The following is a 21,324-nucleotide window of genomic DNA, read 5'->3' as shown; positions in this document are numbered from 1 at the left end:
TCAACGGCACCAGTCCGCGCCTGATGCGATTTACACTCTTGTATCGCGGGCAATTTTCTGGTGAAGCGAGGATGAAAGAAGAGGAGCCTTCTGTGAAGGCCGAATGAAGCAACTGACTTGCGGGTTCCCGCAGTAAAATTGCGGGAACCCGCAAGACGCGCCGAGGCTGTCGCGGCGTATTATAGCTTATGAGCAGTTTGCGTTCCGGAGGAGAGACGCTTGCTTGAACTCGCGCCCCAAAGGTTGCTCGACCACTATCTGAATATTTCCAGATTGCTGGCGGGACAACTCGACTTCGATTCCATCATCCGGGCGGTGGCGGCAGAGATCACGCATATCGTGCCCTATGATCATCTGGACGTCTGCATCAAGACGCTGGATGGAAAGTTTCATATCGCCTATGAGAGCGGCATATCGACGGACTGGAGCCGCAATCCGCCCGCGCCGCTTTCCGGCAGTCCTATCCGGACAGTGCTTTCCGGCGAGGCCGATCATCTTTTGACCGACGATGCGCGCGCCGATCCGCGCTTCCATTTTGCGGGCGCCTTCTCCCGTCCCATCATAGAGCATGATCTCAAGGGTCGCCTGCATGTGCCGCTGAAGGCGCAAGGCGATATTATCGGCGCGCTCAGCTGTTCCAGTCTCACCCCTGCCTGCTACACCATGCGCGACGTGGAAAACGCCCAGTCGATTGCCGATCTGCTCACCCCCTATTTCTTTGCGATCCGTGCGGCCGAGCAGGCCAAGCGTTCCGCCATCGTGGAAGCGGAAGCGCGGGCGCGCGAGGAAGGCCTGCGTTTCGGCGCTTTGAAACTGACAGAAGCGCTGGAGATTGAGCGCCACCGCATCGGCATGGACCTGCACGACCAGACGCTGGCCGATCTGACACGGCTGGCGCGCCACGTCGAACGGCTTACCCATGCGCCAGACCTTTCAGGCGAGCAGCTTGAACCGCTGTTTCGCGGCCTCCAGCATTGCATGCACGATCTCCGACAAATTATTGAAGAAGCGAAGCCTTCAATTCTCCAGCTTTTCGGTTTCGTGCAGGCGACGGAAAACCATCTGGGCCGTTCGGTGCGCGACAGCGGGTCAACCATCGAATGGACGCTCGACGATCACAGCGACGGCATGGCTGACCGGCTGGAGGAAACGGTTGCAACCTCGCTGTTCCGCATCGTGCAGGAGGCGATCAACAATGCGATACGCCATGCTCATGCAAGTCGGTTGCGCGTCACGCTCCGCAACAAGGGCGGTCGGCTGCATGTCGAAGTCGCGGACAACGGCATAGGCATGGATCGCCAGATGCAGCGTCCCGATGTCGGGCACGGCATCGATAATATGCGCACGCGGGCGCGGTTGATTTCTGCAAGTTTCGCTATCAGGAAAAACGGGGAAGGCGGCGGCACCAGTGTGACGATCCACCTGCCTGCGGAAATTTGCCGGGAGGGCGGAGAATAAAATGCATGTCTTGATCGTGGAAGATGATCCGTTGCACCGCGCCTATCTTGGCGAGGCCGTGCGCGCGGCCTTGCCTGAATGCAGCGACGTGCTGGAAGCCGACAATGGGTCTGCCGGCGAGAAACTGGCGCGCCAGCACAGGGCAGCGCATATCGTCATGGATTTGCAGATGAACGGACGCAACGGTATCGAGGCGGCGCGCACCATCTGGAAGGAAAATCCTGAAACGCGCATCCTGTTCTGGTCGAACTATGCCGATGAAGCCTATGTGCGCGGCGTGTCGCGCATCGTGCCCGAAGGGGCGGCTTATGGCTACGTGCTGAAATCGGCGTCCGACGACAAGCTACGGCTGGCATTGCGCAGCATCTTCGTCGAGGCACAATGCGTCATCGATCGCGAGGTGCGCGGCCTGCAGCAAAAGAGCCTTGGCCATGCCAGCGGTTTCAGCGAAAGCGAATACGAAATTCTGGTCGATATAGCGTTGGGCCTGACGGATCGCGTTATTGCACGCCGCCGCAATCTGTCTCTCAGAAGCGTTCAGAACAGATTGCAGCAACTCTATGAAAAACTTGGCGTCTACCAGGAGAAGGGTGAACCCGACGAAGGACGTTTCAACCTCCGGGCCCGTGCAGTCACAGTGGCACTTCTACGCAAACTTTTGAACTATAGCGCGCTGGAACGCGCCGAAGTCGAGCTCAATGAGTGGCTTACCGCATCGGCCCGGAAATCGGACTCGATTTTCGGAAAGCACGATGCGTAGTTTCAGGCGATGACAGCCGCCTTCAGACGAGACTGCTTGAGATCAAGGCCGAGTTCAGCCGCGCGGGCGATGACCGGCGCGAAGCGCCGCCGCTTCTTTTCCTCATGGTTGGAAGCAATGTCGGCAATGCGGTGCCTGAGGAAAGGGTTGAGAAACCGTTCCCGTACCGAATCCACATAAGCTGACGCCTGTTCGCCAAGACCGTCTGCGGCAAATATCGGCAGCACTTCTTCGCGCCAGACCGCTTCCAGTTCGCTCCGGATCGTCTCATCCTGCATGGCTTCCAGCACGATCTCGTCTTTCGGGCGGCCGCCCTTGAGCCAATGTTCTGCGATGAATGTATGGCCAAGGTTGAGCAGGTAGAGTTTCAGATGCTCATAGCGCGCCAGATCGTCGGTGACGACAATATCCTTGTGTTCGCAAGGGAGCTTCAGGCCGTCTGCATTCTCGATTGCCCAGAGCGCATAGGGTTCGGCAACGGCGCCGATGGGTTCGATGGGTTCTGAAACGATGCGGTCAACAAGGCTGTTGGCGAAGATGCAGCGCGCTTCGAGCCATTGCACGAAACTGTCCGGCAGTTTCCAGTCTTGAGCCAGATTTACAAGGATCGCACGAAGCTTGTCGCCATTGCGCGAGATCAGCTCGCAGGGAAATATCGACAGCGGCGCATCGGGATTGTGCTGCCAGCGATGATGCAGCAGCACCAGCAGCTTGGCTGGAAAGCTTTTCGGCAAAGCTTCCGGATTGGCAAGAAGCGAGCTGTCATCGCTTCTGTCGAGCTCGAAACCCTTGTCGCCGGTGTTGGAGAGGATCACATCGACGCTGGCGCCAAGGTCGAGAATCGCAGCCCAGTCATGATGCGCGGAGTAGGCCGCGGTGACGCCCTTCGCCTGATATTCATTCTCGAATGGCTTGCCGTCGACCAGTCCACGGATCATGACGGGATAGCTGCGGCTTTCGTTCAAAGCCGCGATCCGCTGGCTGCTCTGCGGGTTGGAAGTGGTCTGCACGACGGCGATTGTCCCGATGGCTTTGCCATTGGCAAGCGCTTCCGAAACAAAGAAATCGGCATGAGCCAACAGAAAACGGCTGGTGCCGAACTGCAGGATCGCTGGCTTATTGTGCATGACCTTCTCCCATAAATCAGTGGTTTTAACTAAGCGATGCGCGGCAAATTGGTCAAGCCAGTGACACTATTTATCAGCCAAAGGATTCGAGTGCAGATGTGGAAATGTGCGATTTTCCGCAGTTCATCGGGGTTTTAAGCATATTGCGCTTCATTCTCCTTCGAAATATGGTAAGGCCAATTCGAGGAGAGGCGAATTGGGAGCACAATGAGCGACTTTACGGCAACCGCGGAACCGCGCAGGCTTTATCAGCAGATTGCAGATCGGGTGAGAAATCTCATTCAGGACGGCCAGTTTCCTGCTGGCAGCAGGCTGCCGGCTGAACGCGAGCTGGCACAGCAGCTCGGCGTGTCGCGGCCTTCGCTGCGCGAGGCGCTGATTGCACTCGAAATCGCCGGCAATGTCGAAATCCGCATGGGTTCCGGCATCTATGTTACGGCGGAGTCGGAAAAGCGTTCATTTTCCCATGGAACTTCCATCGGCGAGAGCCCGCTTGAAATCATGCAGGCACGCGAAATGGTCGAAGGCAGCGTGGTGGTGACGGCCTGCGCGCGCATGACGCCTGAAAGACTGGCTGAACTGCGCGCGACGATTGACGCGATGAAAGTGAATGTCGATGCCGGGCGCAAGGCGATTGAACTCGACAGGCAGTTTCATCTGCTCATAGCCGAGCAGTCGGGCAATTCGGTTCTGGCGCGCATCGTGCGCGACCTTTTCGACGAGCGGCATAGTCCGCTGACGTCGCATATCAGGACGCGCTTCGAGGATAACGATACATGGGCTCTGGCTTTGGCCGAGCACGAAGCCATCTATGCAGCCCTGGAGGCAAGAGATCCGCTTCAGGCGCAAGCAGCCATGCGAACGCATCTGGACCGATCCAAGCAGCGTTGGATGGATAACGAACCCAGCGAGTGATTAGCCGGGGCGATTTGGGAGTGAGGTCAGACACATGAATGATTCCGTTGCTACAGCGGTTGCGCCGGTAATTTTGCTGCATCCTTCGGATGATGTTGCGGTGGCGCGCGTTTCGGTTCGCGCGGGCGATCCGATCGGACTTGACGGGATCAAGGCCCGGGAACTGATCGGGCGCGGCCACAAGGTTGCCGTTCGCGACATTCCGGAGGGCAAGGAAGTCCTGAAATACGGGCAGGTGATCGGCGTTGCGACGAAGGACATCGCGCAGGGCGAGCATGTGCATCTGCAGAACCTCGCCATGCTGCCTTCCGAACACGAGCACCAGTTCTCCATCGACATTGAAGAACGCGGCATGCTGCCGGAGGCGGAGCGCCGTCATTTCATGGGCTTCGACCGGGGCGCTGGCGGCGTCGGCACGCGCAATTTCATCGGCGTGATTTCGTCGGTCAATTGCTCGGCAACGGTGTCGCGTTACATTGCCGATTATTTCAACCGGATGGGCGGTCTCGACGGTTTCGACAATGTGGATGGCGTCGTGGCGCTGACGCATGGCAGCGGCTGCGCGCTCAACACCAAGTCGGAAGGCTATCGCCTTTTGACCCGCACTATTCAGGGCTATGCCAAGCATCCGAATTTCGGCGGCATATTGCTGATCGGGCTTGGCTGCGAAACCAACCAGATTGCGCCAATTCTCGAGCATTATCGCATGGAAGAAGGCTCGCGCCTGCGCACCATGACGATCCAGCAGCATGGCGGCACGCGCAAGACCATTGATCATGCGATTGCCGAGATCAAGGAAATGCTGCCGCTGGTCAATTCGGCGGTCCGCACCAAGCAGCCCCTGTCGAAGCTGAAAGTGGCGCTGGAATGCGGCGGCTCGGACGGTTATTCCGGTATTTCCGCCAATCCGGCATTGGGCTATGCCTCGGACCTTATCGTGCGCAATGGCGGCACGACCGTCCTGTCGGAGACGCCGGAGATCTATGGTGCCGAACATCTTCTGACGCGCCGCGCGGTAACGCCTGCGGTGGCGGAAAAGCTGTTGCAGCGCATCGACTGGTGGCGCGACTACACGGCGCGCAACGGCGACGAACTCAACAACAATCCGTCGCACGGCAACAAGCTTGGCGGACTCACCACCATTCTGGAAAAGTCGCTCGGCGCGGTTGCCAAGGGTGGCTCCATGCCGCTCAAGGCGGTCTACGAATTTGCTGAAACCGTCACCGAACCGGGTTTCGTGTTCATGGACACACCGGGTTATGACCCCGTTGCCGTGACCGGACAGGTGGCCGGCGGCTGCAATGTGATCTGCTTCACTACGGGTCGCGGTTCGGTATCCGGCTTCAAGCCTTCCCCCTGCATCAAGATCGCCACGAATTCCGAAATGTACGAACACATGAAGGAAGACATGGACATCAATTGCGGCGGCATCGTCACCGGCGACGAGACCATCGAGCAGTCCGGTACGCGCATCTTCGAACATATCATCGCGGTCGCATCCGGCGAGAAGACGCTGAGCGAAGTCTACGACTATGGCGACAACGAATTCGTGCCGTGGCAGGTCGGCGCCGTAACCTGATCCCTTTCTTCAACGACGACTGACAGGAATAATTCGATGGTCAAAGCTCTGCGTATCGAGAGCGAAAACGTCACCCGTTTTGCAGAAATCGACGAAGCGCCTTTGCTGGCAGGTCACGTGCGTGTGCGCGTGCGCCATGTGGGGCTCTGCGGCAGCGACCTGAACACTTTCAAGGGGCTTAATCCTCTGGTCCAGCTGCCGCGCATACCGGGGCATGAAATTGGCGGCGAGATCATGGAGGCCGGAGAGGGCGTCGGCGCCGCTTACGCCAAGGGCAAGCGGGTGATCGTTCTGCCCTATACCAATTGCGGCGAATGTTCATCCTGCCGCAAGGGGCGGCTCAATGCGTGCCGTTATAACAAGACGCTTGGCGTGCAGCAAAATGGCGGTCTGGCCGACCAGATCGTGCTGCCTGCCGAAAAGCTGATCCTCAACGATACGCTGGAGCCGCGTCATCTGGCGCTGGTCGAGCCGCTTTCGGTTGGCTTTCACGCCGTCGAGCGCGGGCGCGTGCAGGCAGGAGATACGGTTGCTGTTCTTGGTTGCGGCATGATCGGCATGGGCGTGCTGCTCGGTGCAGTCGCGCGCGGCGCCAAGGTCATCGCCATCGATCCAAGTGCTGAAAAGCGTGAGCTGGCGCTGCAGTTCGGCGCAACGCACGCGCTGCCGGGCGGTGAGGATGTTGTCGCCAAGGTGCAGGAATTGACCAACGATGACGGCGTGGATGTTGCTTTTGAAGCGGTCGGCCTGCCGATCACCTTCACGCAGGCTGTCGATATGGCCGGCTTTGCGGGCCGGGTGGTTTATGTCGGCTATTCCAAGGCGCCCGTCACCTATCAGACGCAGTTCTTCAACCTGAAGGAACTCGACATCATGGGATCGCGCAATGCGACGCTCGACGATTTCGAGGCCGTCATAACGCATCTGGAAAAGCTCGGCACAGATGCCGACAAGCTGATCTCCAAGGTATTTCCGTTCGATGAAGCTGAAGCAGCGCTTCCCTATTGGGACGGCGACCGCAACGTTTTGAAGATCATCATCGAGCGCGACTGAAATCGAAGCAAATGTTCGGACCGGATAAACGGTACCGGACGCTAGTGGAGGAAACCGGCCACAAGGCCATTGTTTATTGACCCTATACGGGAGGATACTGATGAAGAAACTCGTTACCGGCATGATCGCCGCCAGCATGTTGCTGGCAGGAAGCATGGCTGCATATGCTGCCAATGTGTCGATCAAGGTTGCCTATGAAAACAACCCCGGCGAGCCTTTCGATGAGGTAATGCATTACTGGAAGGACGACCTTGCCAAGCGCAGCAATGGCGAGATCACACTCGAACTTTATCCAAGCTCGCAGCTCGGCTCCAAGAAGGATGTGACCGAACAGGCTATGATGGGCCTCAATGTCGTGACGATTTCCGACGTTGGCTTTCTGGCCGAATATGACCCGGACCTCGGCGTTCTCTACGGCCCGTTCCTGACCGACGATCCGGCGCAGCTTTTCAAGGTCTATGACGGCCCCTGGTTCAAGGAGAAGAGCGAAGAGCTGAAGAAGAAGGGCATTCACATCGTAATGCCGAACTATCTTTACGGCATTCGCCAGATCATTTCCAAGAAGCCGATCCGCACCCCCGAAGACCTGAAGGGCATGAAGATCCGCGTGCCGAACAATGTCATGCAGATCAAGACCTTCGAGGCCATGGGCGCCACCCCGACCCCGATGCCGCTCGGCGAAACCTTCCCGGCGCTGGCGCAGGGTGTGATCGACGGCGTCGAAAACCCGATTTCGGTTCTCTACGGCCAGAAGTTCCAGGAAGAAGCCAAATATCTGAGCAAGGTCGGCTATCTGACCAACGTGGCGCTCATCGTCGGCGGCGAAGCATTCTTCTCCACGCTGCCTGAAGAACAGCTGAAGATGATCCACGAGTCCGCTTATGATGCGGGTCTCTACAGCCAGAAGCTGACGATCGAAAAAGACAATGAAATGATCGAAAAGATGAAGGAAGCCGGTGTCGAAGTCATCGATGTCGACCGCGCTCCTTTCAAGGCTCTTGCTGAAAAGGTCTACACCCAGTTCCCGGAATGGTCGCCCGGTCTTTATGACAAGATCAAAGCCGAACTGAACTGATCCATCCTTATTCGGATATCGCCATGTCGCGGCTTTGCCGCGGCGTGGTCTGCTCATGGAATTCAATCCGATGAAACTGTTTGAAAAACTGATCGAATGGCTGGCTGCCGTGCCGCTGTTCATCCTGCTCGCGATGTTCAACATCGCCGTTGTCATGCGCTACTGGATGCATCAGCCGCTGCAATGGACCGAGGAAATGGCCGGCCTGTTGATGATCTGGATCGTGATGCTCGGCAGCATCGCCGCAGAACGCAGCAACCAGCATCTTGCCATCCCGATGCTCGTGGATCTGCTGTCGGAAAAGCTGCGCGAGATCATCAATGCTGTCGTTTCGATCCTGTCGGGACTGTTCTTGCTCTACGTGTCCTATGCCGGTTACAAGCTTTCGGTGGCGGCCCAGTTTAAAGTGACGGACGTGCTGCGGGTTTCCTATTACTGGATCGATATCGCCGTTCCGGTCGGCTTCGTCATTATCGCTCTTTATATGTTTGCAGGCGCATTCAAATCCTTGCGCGCCGCTTTTGCGGGAGGCAAGGCATGAACCTTACGACCATCGTTCTCATCATGCTGGCGCTGATCGCGCTCAATATGCGCCTTTATGTGGCCATCCTGATTGCGGTCTTCACCTATTTCACCTTTTTCAACCAGATGCCGATAGCGATTGCCGTTCAGCGCTTCATCAGCCCGGCTCAGAACACGTCGTTGCTTGCAATTCCGTTCTTCATCATGCTCGGTACGGTGATGTCGCATACAGGCATTGCCGAGCGCCTGATCAAGGTTGCGGAAATTCTGGTTGGCCGCATGCGCGGCGGCATGGCCCTCACCAACATCATGGTTTCCACCCTGATGGGCGGCGTCAGCGCATCCAATCTGGCGGACAGCGCTATGCTCACCCGCATGATGGTGCCGGAAATGGTCAAGCGTGGCTATGACAAGGCATTTTCCTGCGCGGTGACGGCTGCCGGTTCGCTGATCACGCCGATCATTCCTCCGGGCATCGCGCTCATCATCTATGGTCTGATTGCGGATGTTTCCATTGGCAAGATGTTCATGGCGGGTGTTGTTCCGGGCATTCTGGGCGCCGTCATCCTGATGATCGCGGCCTATATCACGTCGGTAAAGCGTGGCTACAAGCCGAGCCGTGAAAAGCGAATGAGCGGTGCTGAAGTCGTCTCGACGCTTGCCTCGGCATGGCCAGCCGTCCTGTTGCTGTTCGCGATCATCGGCGGCATTCGTATGAACATCTTCACGCCGACGGAAGCCGGTGCGGTTGCGGTAACGCTGGTTCTGATTATCGGCTTCGTGATCTATCGCGAAATGCGTATCTCGCATGTGGTGGATTCGCTGATCGAAACGGCGAAATCGACTGCCTCCGTCATGCTGGTCATCATGGCGTCGTCAGCGCTCGCATGGGTGTTTTCGCTCGAACAGGCCGGCCAGTCGCTGATGCAGCTGATCTCGTCTTTCACCAGCAATCCTTATGCGTTCCTGCTGGCAGTCAACGTGATCCTGCTGATCCTCGGGGCGCTCATCGAGGGCACGGCCCTGATGATCGTTCTGGTGCCGCTCCTGATGCCAACGGTAAAGGCTTTGGGTATCGATCCGGTCCATTTCGGTATCGTCGTCATTGTCAATCTTTCGATTGGCACGCTGACGCCGCCGGTGGGCACGGTCATGCTGATGGTCTGCAATATCGCCAAGGTGAGGGTGGGGGATTTCACCCGCCAGGCATTCAGCATGTATATGGCGCTGTTTATCCTGCTGGCGCTGGTTACTTATGTGCCGATTATATCGACCTACTTGGCTTACTAACAACGAAAGCGCGGGCGTTCCCCGCGCTTTTTCATTTGTTCACCACGGGTTCTCGACACGCGGCCAGATGGCACGGCTGAGCTTGCGATAAGTGGTGATGCGGGGATTGCTCGGATAGGAGCTGGGCGCAGCGACGTAGACGATCTCGGCTGCGATCGGCGCAAAGCCCGCGTGGAAATGATTGGTGGATTTGACGACCAGTATATCCTTCTTCAACGGGTCTATGCCAATATTTGAAAAAATATCCGGCTGGAAAGTCTGTGTCCGGTTGGTGTTGAGAATGATGTCGATTGCGGTGTCTTCTTCTGCCGCATCACCGCACGTGGAAAGTTAAGATAATCAGGAGATAGCATGAGAGATGCGCTTAACCCCTTTGCGGGCGACAGGGACCGTGAGCAGATTTGGGAAATGCTCGTGCGACGCGATATCGAGGCTTTCGTATCGCAGGACTGGTCGCTGGTGGCCGATGATTTCGACGAGGTGCGCTTCCTCGGCATTCATGCGCATAATGATCGCGATCCCGACAAATGGGATGCAGGGTTTCCGACGCTCGCAAGCTATCGTGATGAATGGCTGCGTCAGGCGGCGGAAAGTGCGGCGGTTGAATATGCCGAATCTCTGGCTGACGGAATCTTCCGCGCGACTGACCTGAGCGTGATCGATATTACAGGCGAGGTCGCCGTGGCGCGGAAAAAATTCGACGGAACGATTGCAAAAAAGGACGGCACCGTTGACCGCCTCAACTGGCAGACGCTCTATTTCTGCCGCCGCGAAGATGCGCGCTGGAAGATCACCGGCTTTGTCGGGTACATGGCTTATCGCTAAAAATCGGGCCTGCGCGATCCGTCTATAAGGGTGCAGGCCGTCCGATGTGCGCCGTTTTATGTATAGACTAGATGAGTCCGGTTCACAGTATAATCACACTATTTTTCTGCAATTATAGTCATTTTTCTCCCGAATTATACTAATTCGGATGATGTCGCAGCTGATGGCATATTTGTCGCAGGCCGTTCCGGTAATTGATTGGAACAGGACTACTATTGTCTTCAGGCTGGTCGATTGCCTCCTGTTTTGGGTGGCGATGGACGATCCTCAAAATCCTTAGTGCGACCCTTCAAAATAAACATTCAAGGGGACGGTCGCCGGACGGCTCATTTGGATGAAATCGCGGCAGTGGGTGGACATGTCGGGAAATGACCTATATAGAATCAAGAAATCTATCGATAATCATTCCATGCGGCCCGTTCGCGGAGCGCAGATACTGCGTGAGGAATCTGCGCTGGAATGAAGTTTTATCATTGTTAAAAAGGAGATTAAGTCCGCCAGCACAGCGGGGTTAGACTTGATGCATGGTATTTTATACAAGGAAGAAAGTATGAAGTCGCCGGCTGAGACTAAGATAAGCTTGAAAGGCATTTTTAAAGTCTTCGGCGATGATCCGGAGCGTGCAATGCAGGAGTTGCGCGCAGGTAAATCAAAAACCCAGATTCACAGCGAACTCGGCGCAACAATCGGCGTCGATAATGCGACCTTCGATATCTACGAAGGCGAAGTATTCGTTATTATGGGCCTTTCCGGCTCGGGCAAATCGACGCTTTTGCGTCTGCTCAATCGCCTGATCGAACCGACTGCCGGTTCCATTGAAGTGGATGGCCGCGATGTCGTAAAAATGACCAAGCGCGAGCTGATCGATCTTCGCCGCCGCGATATGAGCATGGTGTTTCAATCCTTTGCGCTTCTGCCCAATCGTTCGGTCCTGAACAACGCAGCCTTCGGCCTTGAAGTGGCCGGAATGGGCGAGGCGGAACGCCACCAGAAAGCACTGAAGGCGCTCGCAGCCGTCGGATTGGAGCCATATGCCCACAGCATGCCGGACCAGCTGTCCGGCGGTATGAAACAGCGCGTCGGACTGGCGCGGGCCTTGGCGAGCGAGCCCACCATTCTTCTGATGGACGAAGCGTTTTCCGCCCTCGACCCGCTGATCCGCACGGAAATGCAGGACGAACTGAAGCGTCTTCAGGCGGAGCACAGCCGGACGATCATTTTCGTCAGCCACGACCTGGACGAAGCCATGCGTATCGGCGACCGTATCTGCATCATGCAACACGGCAAGGTGGTGCAGGTCGGAACGCCGAACGAAATCGTGTCCGCACCGGCCAATGATTATGTTCGTTCCTTCTTTCGCAATGTGGATGTGTCTCGCGTTTTCAAGGCCGCGGATGTGGCGCGCGAGGACGAACTCATCGTTTTCGAACCCGAACAGCTTGCAACAGCGCTTGAACGGTTCGATGCGAGCGGCAAGACATTCGGTGTGCTGATCGATGCCGACCGCACCTATCGCGGAATGGTCAGTCGTGACGCGCTGGCAAAGGGGTCCGCGACGCAAGGTGGGGAGAGGCTGGACGCCGTCTCGGCTATTGAGGCGGAAGCGCCGCTTTCCGGATTGTTGACGCAAGTGGCGGAAAGCCCCTGGCCAGTCCCGGTTACGGACCGCCAGAACCGCTATGTCGGTGCCATCAGTAAATCGGCATTGCTCGAAACGCTTGGCCGCGCGGGTTGATCCCCGCACGCCAACGGACTTTTGCCTGATGAGGGCAGAATAGGTCCAATCCAGAAGAAATACGGAAATGGACGGTAAAATATGGATTTGAATTTCAGTGTCGGCGAATGGGCGGATGTTGTGGTCAACTACATTCTTGACCACTTTACGCCCGCGCTCGATATGATCGCGGCCACCATCGGTTTTGTTACCGACAGTATTCAAAATGCTCTGCTCGCTGTGCCGCCTATCGGCGGCGTTGCAGTTCTAACACTGCTATCGCTGTGGCGCGTGGGGTGGAAATTTGCGGTTTTCACCGCTCTTGCGCTGGGCCTCATCATCCACATGGATTTGTGGATTGGCACTATGGAAAGCCTCTCTCTGGTGCTGGCTTCGACAGTTATCGCTGTCGTAATCGGCATTCCGCTCGGTATCGCAATGGCCCGCAGCGACACGGTCGCTTCGATTGTGCGTCCAGTTCTCGACCTCATGCAAACCATGCCCGCTTTCGTTTATCTCATTCCGGCTGCAATGTTTTTCGGCCTCGGTGCTGTGCCCGGGACGATTGCAACGGTGATCTTTGCCATGCCGCCAGTCGTGCGCCTTACCAATCTCGGCATCCGTCAGGTGCACTCGGAATTTGTGGAAGCAGGTCTCGCCTTCGGCTGCACGTCGCGGCAGCTTTTGTTCAAGGTGCAGCTTCCAAACGCCCTGCCTTCGATCATGGCTGGCATCAACCAGACGATCATGCTCTCGCTTTCGATGGTGGTCATTGCATCGATGATCGGCGCGGGCGGCCTCGGCAATACGGTCCTGACCGGCATCCAGCGCCTCAATGTGGGCCTCGGCTTCGAGGGCGGCCTTGCCGTGGTCATCCTGGCGGTCATTCTCGACCGCATTACCCAGAGCTTCGGCAAGGGCGGGGCCGGATTTTTCAAGCGGCTCGCATCTCTAAGGAAGGCGGCGGACACCCAGTCCGCCTCATCCTTTCGCAAGCAGGAAGCATGAAGCAGACAAAAATAACCAAGAATAATAACGGGAACTGATACCAATCGAAAAGGAGAAGCTATGTTAGGCAAACTAACCAAATTCGGTCTGGCGGCAGTTGTGGCGGGAACGATGACCATGGGCGCAGCATTTGCGCAGGACAGCAAGCCGGTTAAAATCGGCTGGGCACCATGGTCGGATGCTGAGTTCGTCACAAAACTTGCCAAGAAGCTGATCGAAGACAATCTCGGCCAGAAGGTCGAGCTGGTTCAGACGGACGTGGCCCCACTCTATCAGGGCGTGAGCCGTGGCGATATTGATGCCATGATGATGGCCTGGCTGCCGGAAACCCACGCTGACTACTACAAGCGCATCGAGGACAAGGTCGAAAACCTCGGTCCGCTCTATGAAGGTGCGAAGCTTGGCTGGATCGTTCCGGCTTACATCCCCGAAAGCGAAATCAGTTCCATCGAGGACCTGAAGAAACCGGAAGTTCGCGAAAAGCTGAAGGGTGAAATTCAGGGCATTGATCCGGGCGCGGGCCTCACGCGCCTGTCACAGGAAGCAATCAAGAAATACGGGCTGGACTACAAGCTCAATATTTCGAGTGAAGCGGCGATGCTGACCACGGTCGACCGCGCCACACGTTCCGACGGCTGGTTCGTGGCGACTTCCTGGAGCCCGCACTGGATGTTCGGCAAGTACAAGCTGCGTTATATTGCCGATCCTGAAGGCGCGCTTGGCGGCGCGGAACACATCGACGCCATCGCACGCAAGGGCTTCAAGGAAGAGAACCCGAAAGTGGCTTCGCTCCTCACCAAGATGAGCCTTCCGATCAGCGAGCTAGAGGCTGCAATGTTCGATGCGCAGGAAACATCCTATGAAAAGGCCGTCGACAAATATATCGCGGACCATCCTGACCGCATCAAGGAATGGCTGGCAGAATAAAGCCCAAGCAAAAGCCCCGGGATACCGGGGCTTTTCACATTCTATCCCCTCCGGGCAATCAGAATACCTGATATCACGATGATGCCGCCGAGGGCCTGCAACAGGCCGATGGGCTCTGACAGGATAGTCCAGGCAAGAAATGCCGCGATGACGGGCTGCAGAAGCAGGGTGAGCGAGGAGAAGGACGCGGGGAGATAGGCAAGCGCATAAGCGATCATGCTCTGGCCCGCGGCGTGCGTTACCCAGGCTAGCCCAGCAAGGATCAGCCATCCGTAAAGCGTGACGGGCAGGATCTGGCCTTCCATGAAATAGGCGATTGGCAATGAAAACACGGCGGCAATTGCGCTGCTCCATAGCATGATGCGCATCGTGGTGAAGCGGCTTCTCAAGCGGCCCATTGACAGGATATAGCCAGCATAGAAGACCGCGGCCAGAAGCGCCATCGCATCGCCGGAAGATTGGGACTGGAGAAGCTCGCCCGGTCCGCCTTTCAGCACCACGACACCGATGACAGCGACGGCAAGCCCGACCATAAAGGAGGTGCTCACGCGTGACTTGAAAAGCAGCCACGCGCCGAGCGTCACGAAAATTGGCGCCATATTGGCAAGCAGCGTTGCATTAGCGACGGAAGTCATGTGGAGCGACAAATGCCAGGCACCCAGATCGCAGGCGATGAACAGGCCGGGCAGGGCAAGACGCAGACAATCGGATAGAGTAAGTGACGCGGCATCCTTTTCGCCACGCCGTTCGCGACCATCCATGAACAGAAGCGGTAGAACCGCAAGCGCAAGACGCCAGAAGCCGGTGGCCAGCGGACCAACCTCGGACAGCCGTACAAAAATCGGCGAACTGCCAATAGCAATGCCGCCAACGATCAGGGCGGTCATCGCCAGACGTTGCGCATTTGTAGGCGTGGGGCTCGCGGCGGTAGTATGCGACATTTTCAAACTCGAAGTTATGCCGACACGTCGCTTCCACTCGCGCAATGCGGTCAGTGTAGGAGCGGCATTCGGCTTTTGACGGAACTGTTATGGAGAGAACGTGCACATTTCTTCCAATAACTTGTTCTGACTGTTATTTTACCAATTGCGAGAGGGTAAGATTTCGGAAAATTTTGCCCGCGACATATGGCGCAGGTTTGCTTAGTCCTGTTTTGGAGAAGCGTCCAGCTCTTGCATCAAAACGACACTCAAAATTCATCACATTTCGGTTCTGCACAACGCAACGGGAATGAAAAAAGCGCCCCGGAAGGCGCTTTTTCAAATTGTCAGCGATAATAAGGAGAGTAGCACTGTTTGCGCGGCCCATTATAGGGTTGGAATGTATTGTCTGAGGAGCGATAGGACTTATAGCGGTTATAGCACCATTGCACATGTGCGTTTGACAGTCTCGGCGCCCGATAAACGGGGCGTGGCTGGTTTATTGCGCCGCCAATGATCGCGCCAGCGCCGAATGCCGCGAGCGGATACCACCATCCGTCGTTGTGGCGACGGTAACCGTGGCGGTAATGCCGGTAACCGCGATGCCCGTTCCAATATCCGGGCCGGTTAGGCCGATGACCGCGATAATGGCGCGGTGGACGGCGATGATCGCGCACCTGCTCGATAGTCTGGTCAATGACTGGGCGTTCCAGGTTCATAGGTGCGGCCACTGTCGGTGCAACTGATGTCGCTCCGAAAATCATGGCCAATGCCCCGACACACGTTTGCTTGAATCTATTCATGTGCAACCCTCCTTATAAATGTAACGAAGTGGAACGATTGAGGCATGAATTTGTTCCCATTTTTCGCCCAGCCAAAAAACGGGATCAGGATTCTCGCAGATCTGAACTTGCGCAAAATGAAAGGGAGCAGGCTCCTCCCCAAGAACCTGCTCCCCGATGCATCGCCCCCCGCCGTAGGTGGTGCGATGCTTACCTCATGTGGCTTTGCCAAGCCTGAAATTTAGCGTTTCAGACTTTACCTTCGAGAGCCGCATTTAGCAACTTCAACGCGCGTTCTTTTGTCAGTTCAATCGGGTTGCCGCCAGCCGTAGGATCAACGATAGCCATATCAGCAATCAGGTCCTTTCGGGCTCCGTCCATTTCGAGCCCCTTGATGAACTCGGGCAGCGTGTGGGGGACACCGAGCTCGCTGCGCAAGTTCATGATGGCCGTCAGGAACCCGTCAAATCCGCCATCAATACCGAGATAATCGGCGAGCCTTTCGATACGCTTTTCGATAGCCGCCCGATTCTGAAGCAGGACATAGGGCATGAAGACCGCGTTGGTCATGCCGTGATGGGTGTCATAGAGGGCGCCAATCGGGTGTGACAGCGAATGGATTGCGCCGAGCCCTTTCTGAAAGGCGGTTGCACCCATGGCGGCAGCCGCCATCATGTTGGCGCGGGCTTCGACATTGCTGCCATCGGCATAAGCCTTCGGAAGATTTTCGAAAACGAGACGAATGCCCTCGACAGCGATGCCGTCCGCCATGGGGTGAAAGCCCGGCGCGCAATAGGCTTCAAGGCAGTGCGCCAGCGCATCCATGCCCGTGCCTGCCGTGATGAAGGGCGGCATTCCGGTCGAAAGTTCCGGGTCGGCAATGACCGTCACCGGCAGCATCTTCGGGTGGAAAATCACCTTCTTGGTGTGGGTGGTTTCATTGGTCAGAACACCTGCGCGGCCAACTTCCGAGCCGGTGCCTGCCGTTGTCGGCACCGCAATGATCGGCGCAATCGCATTGCTCTCAGCGCGGGTCCACCAGTCGCCTACGTCTTCGAAATCCCAGACGGGTCGGGTCTGTCCTGCCTGAAAGGCAATCAGCTTGCCGAGATCCAGTGCCGAGCCGCCGCCAAAGGCGATGACACCGTCATGCTTGCCGCTTTTGAAGACCTCGACGCCTGCATAAAGATTGCTTTCGACCGGGTTGGGCTTCACATCGGAAAACACTCCGTATTTCACGCCGGCTTCGTCCAGAATAGCGAGCGTGGACGCCACGACGGGAAGCTTCGCCAAACCCGGATCGGTGACGAAAAGCGGGCGCTCAATGCCTGCAGCTTTCAGGACGGCTGGAAGCTCCTTGATACGCCCCGGCCCGAAAAGCACGGTGGTCGGGAAGTTCCATTTCGCGGTCAAAGTGGTCATGTCGATTGCTTTCCGAATTATGATGGGCGGTCAGATTTTTTCACGCAGATGGAAGGATTTCGGTCGCGTGAGATTGCCGTAGCCGATGGCCGAGAGAGCAGCACCCTTGCCAGTGTCCTTCACGCCGGTCCAGACAAGTGCGGGATCGAGATAGTCGCAGCGGTTCATGAAAACCGTGCCCGTTTCGATGCGATCGCCGAGAACGGCGGCGCGGTCTGTGTCCGCCGTCCACAATGAAGCGGTGAGGCCGTAGATGCTGTCATTCATGAGCGCGAGGGCTTCCTCATCATTGCGCACTTTCATGATACCGACGATGGGGCCGAAACTTTCCTCACGCATGACGCTCATCTGGTGGTCGACATTGGTGAGAACTTCCGGCGCGACATAGGGAGAACCTGCGCGGTCATTCGCGACGCTCATATTCACATGTGCGTTTGCGCCCTTGCGCAGCGCCTCCGCTTTCTGTTCGCGGATGAGATCGGCGAAACGCGCCTGCGCCATGGGGCCAAGCGTGGTTCCCGCATCCAGCGGATTGCCGACGACATATTGCTTGGTCAAGTCGATGAAACCATCGACAAAGCGGTCATAGACAGCTTCATGCACATAGATGCGCTCGATCCCGCAGCAGCACTGGCCCGAATTGAAAAACGCGCCATCCACGAGATTGGCGACGGCATGATCCAGATTGGCGTCTGGCAGGACATAGGCTGGATCCTTGCCACCAAGCTCCAGCCCCAGCGTCATGAAGGTGCCGGCGGCAGCCCTCTCGATAGCGCGGCCACCGCCGACCGAGCCGGTAAAATTCACGTGGTCAATCGTGCCGGAGGCAAGCAGCTTTTCCGTCGATGCATGGTCGAGCACCACATTCTGGAAAACGCCTTTGGGCAGCCCGGCCTTCTCGAATGCTTTTGCAAAGCGTTCACCGGCCAGAAGCGTCTGCGTCGCATGTTTCAGGATAACCGTGTTTCCGGCCATTAACGCGGGGATGATCGTGTTGACGGCGGTGAGATAGGGATAGTTCCACGGCGCGATCACCATCACCACGCCGAGCGGAACATGTTTCACATAGCGGCGAAAGCCGTCCTTCTGTGCAGGCACGTAAGCCTTGAGGGACGCCTCGGCGATGTCGATCATATACTGGCCGCGTTCTTGAACGCCGCCGTTTTCGCCGCCATAGCGCGTGGGTCGACCCATCTGCCATGCGATTTCAGGAACGATTTCGTCCTGCATTCCGGCAAGGGCATCGAGGGCGGCCCGGCAATAACGTGCGCGTTCCGAGATGCTCAGTTGAGCCCATCCGGCCTGCGCATCGCGGGCAGCGGCCACGACGGAGGCGATTGCGGCCTCGTTCAAAAAAGGGCGCTCGGCATAAACAGAGCCGTCTATAGGGGAGATGATTTTGGCTGTGCCGCTCATCCGCAATTTCCTTTGAAGTCTGGCATTACATCAATAGCGCTCGAAACCGCGGTGCAGTTCCCAGTCTGTCACGCGCCGGTCGTACTCGATCTGCTCCCAATGAGCGGTATGGACATAGTGGTTGACCACTGGCTCTCCGAACGCCTCCTTGAGAAAGGCGGAGTTCTTGAGAGCTTGGGCGGCTTCACGCAATGTATAGGGAATTTCCTTGAGTTTCACGGCGCTATAGGCATCGCCCACGAAGGGTTCTTCCAGTTCCAGCTGCTCGTCTATTCCTTTCAGGCCAGCTGCGATAAGCGCTGCGAAGGCCAGATATGGATTGAGATCGGCACCGCCGATGCGACACTCAATGCGGATGCCCTTCGTGCCTTCGCCACAGAGACGGAAACCTGCGGTACGATTATCCTGGCTCCACATGATCTTCGTTGGCGCAAAGGTGCCCGCCTGAAAACGCTTGTAGGAGTTGATGTAAGGCGCCAGGAAATAGGTGTAGTCGGTGGCATATTTGAGCTGCCCGGCCACCCAAGAGCGCATAAGCGGCGTCATGGTGTAGGGCGCTTTCGGATCAAAGAAGAGCGGCTCCTTGCCGTCGGCACTCCAGATGGAATTATGTACGTGGCTCGAACTTCCGGCCTTGCTGTAATCATACTTGGCCATGAAGGTAATGCATTTGCCGTGCGCCTCGGCGATTTCCTTCATCGCGTTTTTCATGATGACATGGCGATCCGCCATTTCGAGCGCTTCGGCGTAACGCACATTCAGCTCTTCCTGGCCCGGACCCCATTCACCCTTTGAGTTTTCAACCGGAATGCCAGCCGCCGCGAGGTGGTTGCGCATTGCACGTAGAACCGGTTCTTCCTTGGTGGTCAGGTGGATCACATAGTCCTGCACGTAAGGGGAGGCCGTTTCCATATCCTGCCAGTGCTTGGCGCGGGCCGTCTTGTAGGTCTCGTCGAAGAGATAGAATTCGAGCTCGGATGCGAAATAAGCGCGATAGCCGCGCTCGTGCAGGCGGGCGAGCTGCTTTTTGAGGATGGCGCGCGGAGAATGCGCAAGATCCTGATGGTTGTGATGATCGAGCACGTCGCAAAGCACGATGGCAGTCTTTTCCAGCCATGTAGCGACCCGCAAGGTCGAAAGGTCCGGCTTGATGACAAAGTCACCGTAGCCCTTATCCCATCCGGCAGCCTCATAGCCCGGCACCGGCTCCATATCGATATCGTCGGCAAGGAGATAGTTGCAGCCATGGGTCTCATCGTAACCGGATTCCACGAAAAACTGTCCGTAGAAGCGTTTGCCGATCAGGCGTCCCTGCATATCCACAAAACATGCGAGAACGGTGTCAATTTCGTCATTTGCAACGGCTTTTTTCAATGCATCGAAAGTCAATTGTCCGGCCATTTATGCTCGCTCCAGAACGGAAAAGTGATGGACGCGACGCATTGCGCCGCGTCCAAAATTTCAGGCATAACGATAGGGTGCGCCCGCATCGCGCATGGTCTTCTGGTATTTCTTAAGGATTTCGACCACTTTTGCTGTCCGTGCGCTCTTGGCGGCGATCTCGTCCCAGAACTGCATGGCTGCATCTTCCACTTGCTTCCATTCCGCTTCAGGGATGCTCGTGAGTTCCAGCTTCCCGCCCGTGGTTCGATAATGAGCCTCGCCCCACCAATACCAGTGCTGGCGGTAGTAATGCGATGAATCCATTGCCAGCCTGAACAACTGCTTGAGATGATCCGGCACGGCATTCCACTTTTCCGTATTGGCAAAATAGGACCCGGCCCATGCACCGCTGATATTATTGGTGAGGTAGTATTTGTTGATGTCGGCCCAGCCGACCGTATATACTTCCGTCGCGCCGGACCAGCACACGCCGTCCAGCTCGCCGGTCTGGATCGCCACTTCGATATCCTCCCATGGCAGAGTCACCGGAACGACCCCGAATTTCGTCAGGAAGCGTCCGCCAGTCGGGAAGGTGAAGACGCGCAGCCCCTGCAGATCCTGCAGGCTGCGGATCGGCTTGGTTGTCGCAAAATTGCAGGGGTCCCAGGAACCGGCACTAAGCCAGGTTACGCCCGGAATTTCCTTATATGCTTCTTCCCAGATTTCATTGAGCCCGTACCAGTTGAACAAGGCTGGCACATCGAGGCTGTAGCGCGATGCGAAGGGGAAATAAGCTCCGAACACCGCCACGTCGACGGGCGAGGCCATGGAGTCGTCGTCGCTTTGCGCGGCATCGATTGTGCCGGACTGAACGGCTCGAAACAACTCGCCCTGCGGAACAAGCTGGTCGGCCGTATAAAGCTCGATTACCATTTCGCCATTCGCGGCTTTGTTGAACGCATCTATTGACGGCTTGATGACGTGCTCGGCAAGGGCCGGGCCTGCATAGGTTTGCAGCCTCCATTTGATCGGGCTCTGTGCCCTGACATAAGGCGTTGCAAGTGTGCTTGCACCCAAGGCACCGACGGTTGTCAGCCCGGCTCTCTTGAGAAAATCGCGTTTGTTAAGCTTGCTGTTCTCACTCATGC

At 56.8% G+C, this 21,324-nt stretch carries 19 protein-coding genes and 1 pseudogene; 12 read left to right on the top strand and 8 right to left on the bottom strand.

Annotated features, from left to right (window positions below):
- The first annotated feature begins 219 nt into the window (after window positions 1–219).
- Window positions 220–1,458, top strand: a complete 1,239-nt coding sequence (locus tag F9K78_RS03545) for a GAF domain-containing sensor histidine kinase (RefSeq protein WP_121981969.1) — start codon at window positions 220–222, stop codon at window positions 1,456–1,458.
- Window position 1,459: 1 nt separating this feature from the next.
- The gene (locus F9K78_RS03540) at window positions 1,460–2,218 is read left to right on the top strand and encodes a response regulator transcription factor (RefSeq protein ID WP_121981968.1); all 759 of its coding nucleotides are present in this window, start codon (window positions 1,460–1,462) and stop codon (window positions 2,216–2,218) included.
- A gap of 2 nt (window positions 2,219–2,220) precedes the next feature.
- Here F9K78_RS03540 and F9K78_RS03535 read toward each other — a convergent pair whose 3' ends face one another.
- Window positions 2,221–3,345 (bottom strand): mannitol dehydrogenase family protein, encoded by a 1,125-nt coding sequence (locus F9K78_RS03535; RefSeq protein WP_121985272.1) that lies wholly within the window; start codon window positions 3,343–3,345, stop codon window positions 2,221–2,223.
- A gap of 207 nt (window positions 3,346–3,552) precedes the next feature.
- Between F9K78_RS03535 and F9K78_RS03530 the strand changes: the two genes are divergently transcribed.
- The 6 genes from F9K78_RS03530 (at window position 3,553) to F9K78_RS03505 (ending at window position 9,779) form a co-directional block, all read left to right on the top strand.
- The gene (locus F9K78_RS03530) at window positions 3,553–4,260 is read left to right on the top strand and encodes a FadR/GntR family transcriptional regulator (RefSeq protein WP_121981966.1); all 708 of its coding nucleotides are present in this window, start codon (window positions 3,553–3,555) and stop codon (window positions 4,258–4,260) included.
- 34 nt (window positions 4,261–4,294) lie between these two features.
- Window positions 4,295–5,839, top strand: a complete 1,545-nt coding sequence (locus tag F9K78_RS03525) for a UxaA family hydrolase (protein ID WP_121981965.1) — start codon at window positions 4,295–4,297, stop codon at window positions 5,837–5,839.
- 36 nt (window positions 5,840–5,875) lie between these two features.
- Window positions 5,876–6,892, top strand: coding sequence for a zinc-binding alcohol dehydrogenase family protein (locus F9K78_RS03520; protein WP_121981964.1), 1,017 nt, complete (start codon window positions 5,876–5,878; stop codon window positions 6,890–6,892).
- 100 nt (window positions 6,893–6,992) lie between these two features.
- On the top strand, window positions 6,993–7,967 hold the full coding sequence (locus F9K78_RS03515) for a C4-dicarboxylate TRAP transporter substrate-binding protein (RefSeq protein ID WP_121981963.1): 975 nt from the start codon (window positions 6,993–6,995) through the stop codon (window positions 7,965–7,967).
- Between the two features lie 70 nt (window positions 7,968–8,037).
- Window positions 8,038–8,508 (top strand): TRAP transporter small permease, encoded by a 471-nt coding sequence (locus F9K78_RS03510; protein WP_174813345.1) that lies wholly within the window; start codon window positions 8,038–8,040, stop codon window positions 8,506–8,508.
- Window positions 8,505–9,779, top strand: a complete 1,275-nt coding sequence (locus F9K78_RS03505) for a TRAP transporter large permease (RefSeq protein ID WP_121981961.1) — start codon at window positions 8,505–8,507, stop codon at window positions 9,777–9,779. Before F9K78_RS03510 ends, F9K78_RS03505 begins: the two co-directional genes overlap by 4 nt.
- A 39-nt stretch (window positions 9,780–9,818) precedes the next feature.
- Here F9K78_RS03505 and F9K78_RS03500 read toward each other — a convergent pair.
- A pseudogene (locus F9K78_RS03500) lies at window positions 9,819–10,082 on the bottom strand (MlrC C-terminal domain-containing protein); the annotation flags it as partial.
- 48 nt (window positions 10,083–10,130) lie between these two features.
- On the opposite strand from F9K78_RS03500, the gene F9K78_RS03495 reads away from it, so the two are divergent.
- The 4 genes from F9K78_RS03495 to F9K78_RS03480 all read left to right on the top strand — a co-directional run bounded on the left by F9K78_RS03495 (window position 10,131) and on the right by F9K78_RS03480 (window position 14,253).
- On the top strand, window positions 10,131–10,604 hold the full coding sequence (locus F9K78_RS03495; RefSeq protein WP_121981960.1) for a hypothetical protein: 474 nt from the start codon (window positions 10,131–10,133) through the stop codon (window positions 10,602–10,604).
- A 550-nt stretch (window positions 10,605–11,154) separates the two neighbouring features.
- Window positions 11,155–12,339 carry a glycine betaine/L-proline ABC transporter ATP-binding protein ProV gene (proV, locus tag F9K78_RS03490; protein ID WP_121981959.1) on the top strand — a complete coding sequence of 395 codons (1,185 nt, stop codon included), beginning with the start codon at window positions 11,155–11,157 and terminating at the stop codon, window positions 12,337–12,339.
- A gap of 81 nt (window positions 12,340–12,420) precedes the next feature.
- Window positions 12,421–13,326, top strand: coding sequence for an ABC transporter permease (locus F9K78_RS03485; RefSeq protein WP_121981958.1), 906 nt, complete (start codon window positions 12,421–12,423; stop codon window positions 13,324–13,326).
- Between the two features lie 60 nt (window positions 13,327–13,386).
- Window positions 13,387–14,253, top strand: a complete 867-nt coding sequence (locus F9K78_RS03480; RefSeq protein WP_121981957.1) for a glycine betaine ABC transporter substrate-binding protein — start codon at window positions 13,387–13,389, stop codon at window positions 14,251–14,253.
- 41 nt (window positions 14,254–14,294) lie between these two features.
- Here F9K78_RS03480 and F9K78_RS03475 read toward each other — a convergent pair whose 3' ends face one another.
- The 6 genes from F9K78_RS03475 to F9K78_RS03450 form a co-directional block, all read right to left on the bottom strand.
- Complete coding sequence (locus tag F9K78_RS03475) at window positions 14,295–15,194, bottom strand: DMT family transporter (RefSeq protein ID WP_121981956.1); 900 nt, start codon at window positions 15,192–15,194, stop codon at window positions 14,295–14,297.
- Window positions 15,195–15,520: 326 nt separating this feature from the next.
- The gene (locus F9K78_RS03470) at window positions 15,521–15,976 is read right to left on the bottom strand and encodes a BA14K family protein (RefSeq protein ID WP_121981955.1); all 456 of its coding nucleotides are present in this window, start codon (window positions 15,974–15,976) and stop codon (window positions 15,521–15,523) included.
- Between the two features lie 228 nt (window positions 15,977–16,204).
- Window positions 16,205–17,377, bottom strand: a complete 1,173-nt coding sequence (locus tag F9K78_RS03465; RefSeq protein WP_121981953.1) for an iron-containing alcohol dehydrogenase — start codon at window positions 17,375–17,377, stop codon at window positions 16,205–16,207.
- Window positions 17,378–17,407: 30 nt separating this feature from the next.
- Window positions 17,408–18,793, bottom strand: coding sequence for an aldehyde dehydrogenase family protein (locus tag F9K78_RS03460; RefSeq protein ID WP_121981952.1), 1,386 nt, complete (start codon window positions 18,791–18,793; stop codon window positions 17,408–17,410).
- 30 nt (window positions 18,794–18,823) lie between these two features.
- Window positions 18,824–20,194 carry a glutamine synthetase family protein gene (locus tag F9K78_RS03455; RefSeq protein ID WP_121981951.1) on the bottom strand — a complete coding sequence of 457 codons (1,371 nt, stop codon included), beginning with the start codon at window positions 20,192–20,194 and terminating at the stop codon, window positions 18,824–18,826.
- Between the two features lie 60 nt (window positions 20,195–20,254).
- The gene (locus F9K78_RS03450) at window positions 20,255–21,322 is read right to left on the bottom strand and encodes a TRAP transporter substrate-binding protein (RefSeq protein WP_121981950.1); all 1,068 of its coding nucleotides are present in this window, start codon (window positions 21,320–21,322) and stop codon (window positions 20,255–20,257) included.
- Between the last annotated feature and the right edge of the window lie 2 nt (window positions 21,323–21,324).

The sequence above is a fragment of the Brucella pseudintermedia genome, assembly GCF_008932435.1.
GTDB classification, from domain to species: Bacteria; Pseudomonadota; Alphaproteobacteria; order Rhizobiales; family Rhizobiaceae; genus Brucella; species Brucella pseudintermedia.
This window is presented reverse-complemented; position numbering and strand designations above follow the sequence as displayed.

What these genes read in the sequence shown, in the direction of transcription:
- F9K78_RS03540 (WP_121981968.1), top strand. Translation starts at nt 1,460, where the DNA reads ATGCATGTCTTGATCGTGGAAGATGATCCGTTGCACCGCGCCTATCTT.
- F9K78_RS03535 (WP_121985272.1), bottom strand. Translation starts at nt 3,345, where the DNA reads ATGCACAATAAGCCAGCGATCCTGCAGTTCGGCACCAGCCGTTTTCTG.
- F9K78_RS03530 (WP_121981966.1), top strand. Translation starts at nt 3,553, where the DNA reads ATGAGCGACTTTACGGCAACCGCGGAACCGCGCAGGCTTTATCAGCAG.
- F9K78_RS03525 (WP_121981965.1), top strand. Translation starts at nt 4,295, where the DNA reads ATGAATGATTCCGTTGCTACAGCGGTTGCGCCGGTAATTTTGCTGCAT.
- F9K78_RS03520 (WP_121981964.1), top strand. Translation starts at nt 5,876, where the DNA reads ATGGTCAAAGCTCTGCGTATCGAGAGCGAAAACGTCACCCGTTTTGCA.
- F9K78_RS03515 (WP_121981963.1), top strand. Translation starts at nt 6,993, where the DNA reads ATGAAGAAACTCGTTACCGGCATGATCGCCGCCAGCATGTTGCTGGCA.
- F9K78_RS03510 (WP_174813345.1), top strand. Translation starts at nt 8,038, where the DNA reads ATGAAACTGTTTGAAAAACTGATCGAATGGCTGGCTGCCGTGCCGCTG.
- F9K78_RS03505 (WP_121981961.1), top strand. Translation starts at nt 8,505, where the DNA reads ATGAACCTTACGACCATCGTTCTCATCATGCTGGCGCTGATCGCGCTC.
- F9K78_RS03495 (WP_121981960.1), top strand. Translation starts at nt 10,131, where the DNA reads ATGAGAGATGCGCTTAACCCCTTTGCGGGCGACAGGGACCGTGAGCAG.
- proV (WP_121981959.1), top strand. Translation starts at nt 11,155, where the DNA reads ATGAAGTCGCCGGCTGAGACTAAGATAAGCTTGAAAGGCATTTTTAAA.
- F9K78_RS03485 (WP_121981958.1), top strand. Translation starts at nt 12,421, where the DNA reads ATGGATTTGAATTTCAGTGTCGGCGAATGGGCGGATGTTGTGGTCAAC.
- F9K78_RS03480 (WP_121981957.1), top strand. Translation starts at nt 13,387, where the DNA reads ATGTTAGGCAAACTAACCAAATTCGGTCTGGCGGCAGTTGTGGCGGGA.
- F9K78_RS03475 (WP_121981956.1), bottom strand. Translation starts at nt 15,194, where the DNA reads ATGTCGCATACTACCGCCGCGAGCCCCACGCCTACAAATGCGCAACGT.
- F9K78_RS03470 (WP_121981955.1), bottom strand. Translation starts at nt 15,976, where the DNA reads ATGAATAGATTCAAGCAAACGTGTGTCGGGGCATTGGCCATGATTTTC.
- F9K78_RS03465 (WP_121981953.1), bottom strand. Translation starts at nt 17,377, where the DNA reads ATGACCACTTTGACCGCGAAATGGAACTTCCCGACCACCGTGCTTTTC.
- F9K78_RS03460 (WP_121981952.1), bottom strand. Translation starts at nt 18,793, where the DNA reads ATGAGCGGCACAGCCAAAATCATCTCCCCTATAGACGGCTCTGTTTAT.
- F9K78_RS03455 (WP_121981951.1), bottom strand. Translation starts at nt 20,194, where the DNA reads ATGGCCGGACAATTGACTTTCGATGCATTGAAAAAAGCCGTTGCAAAT.
- F9K78_RS03450 (WP_121981950.1), bottom strand. Translation starts at nt 21,322, where the DNA reads ATGAGTGAGAACAGCAAGCTTAACAAACGCGATTTTCTCAAGAGAGCC.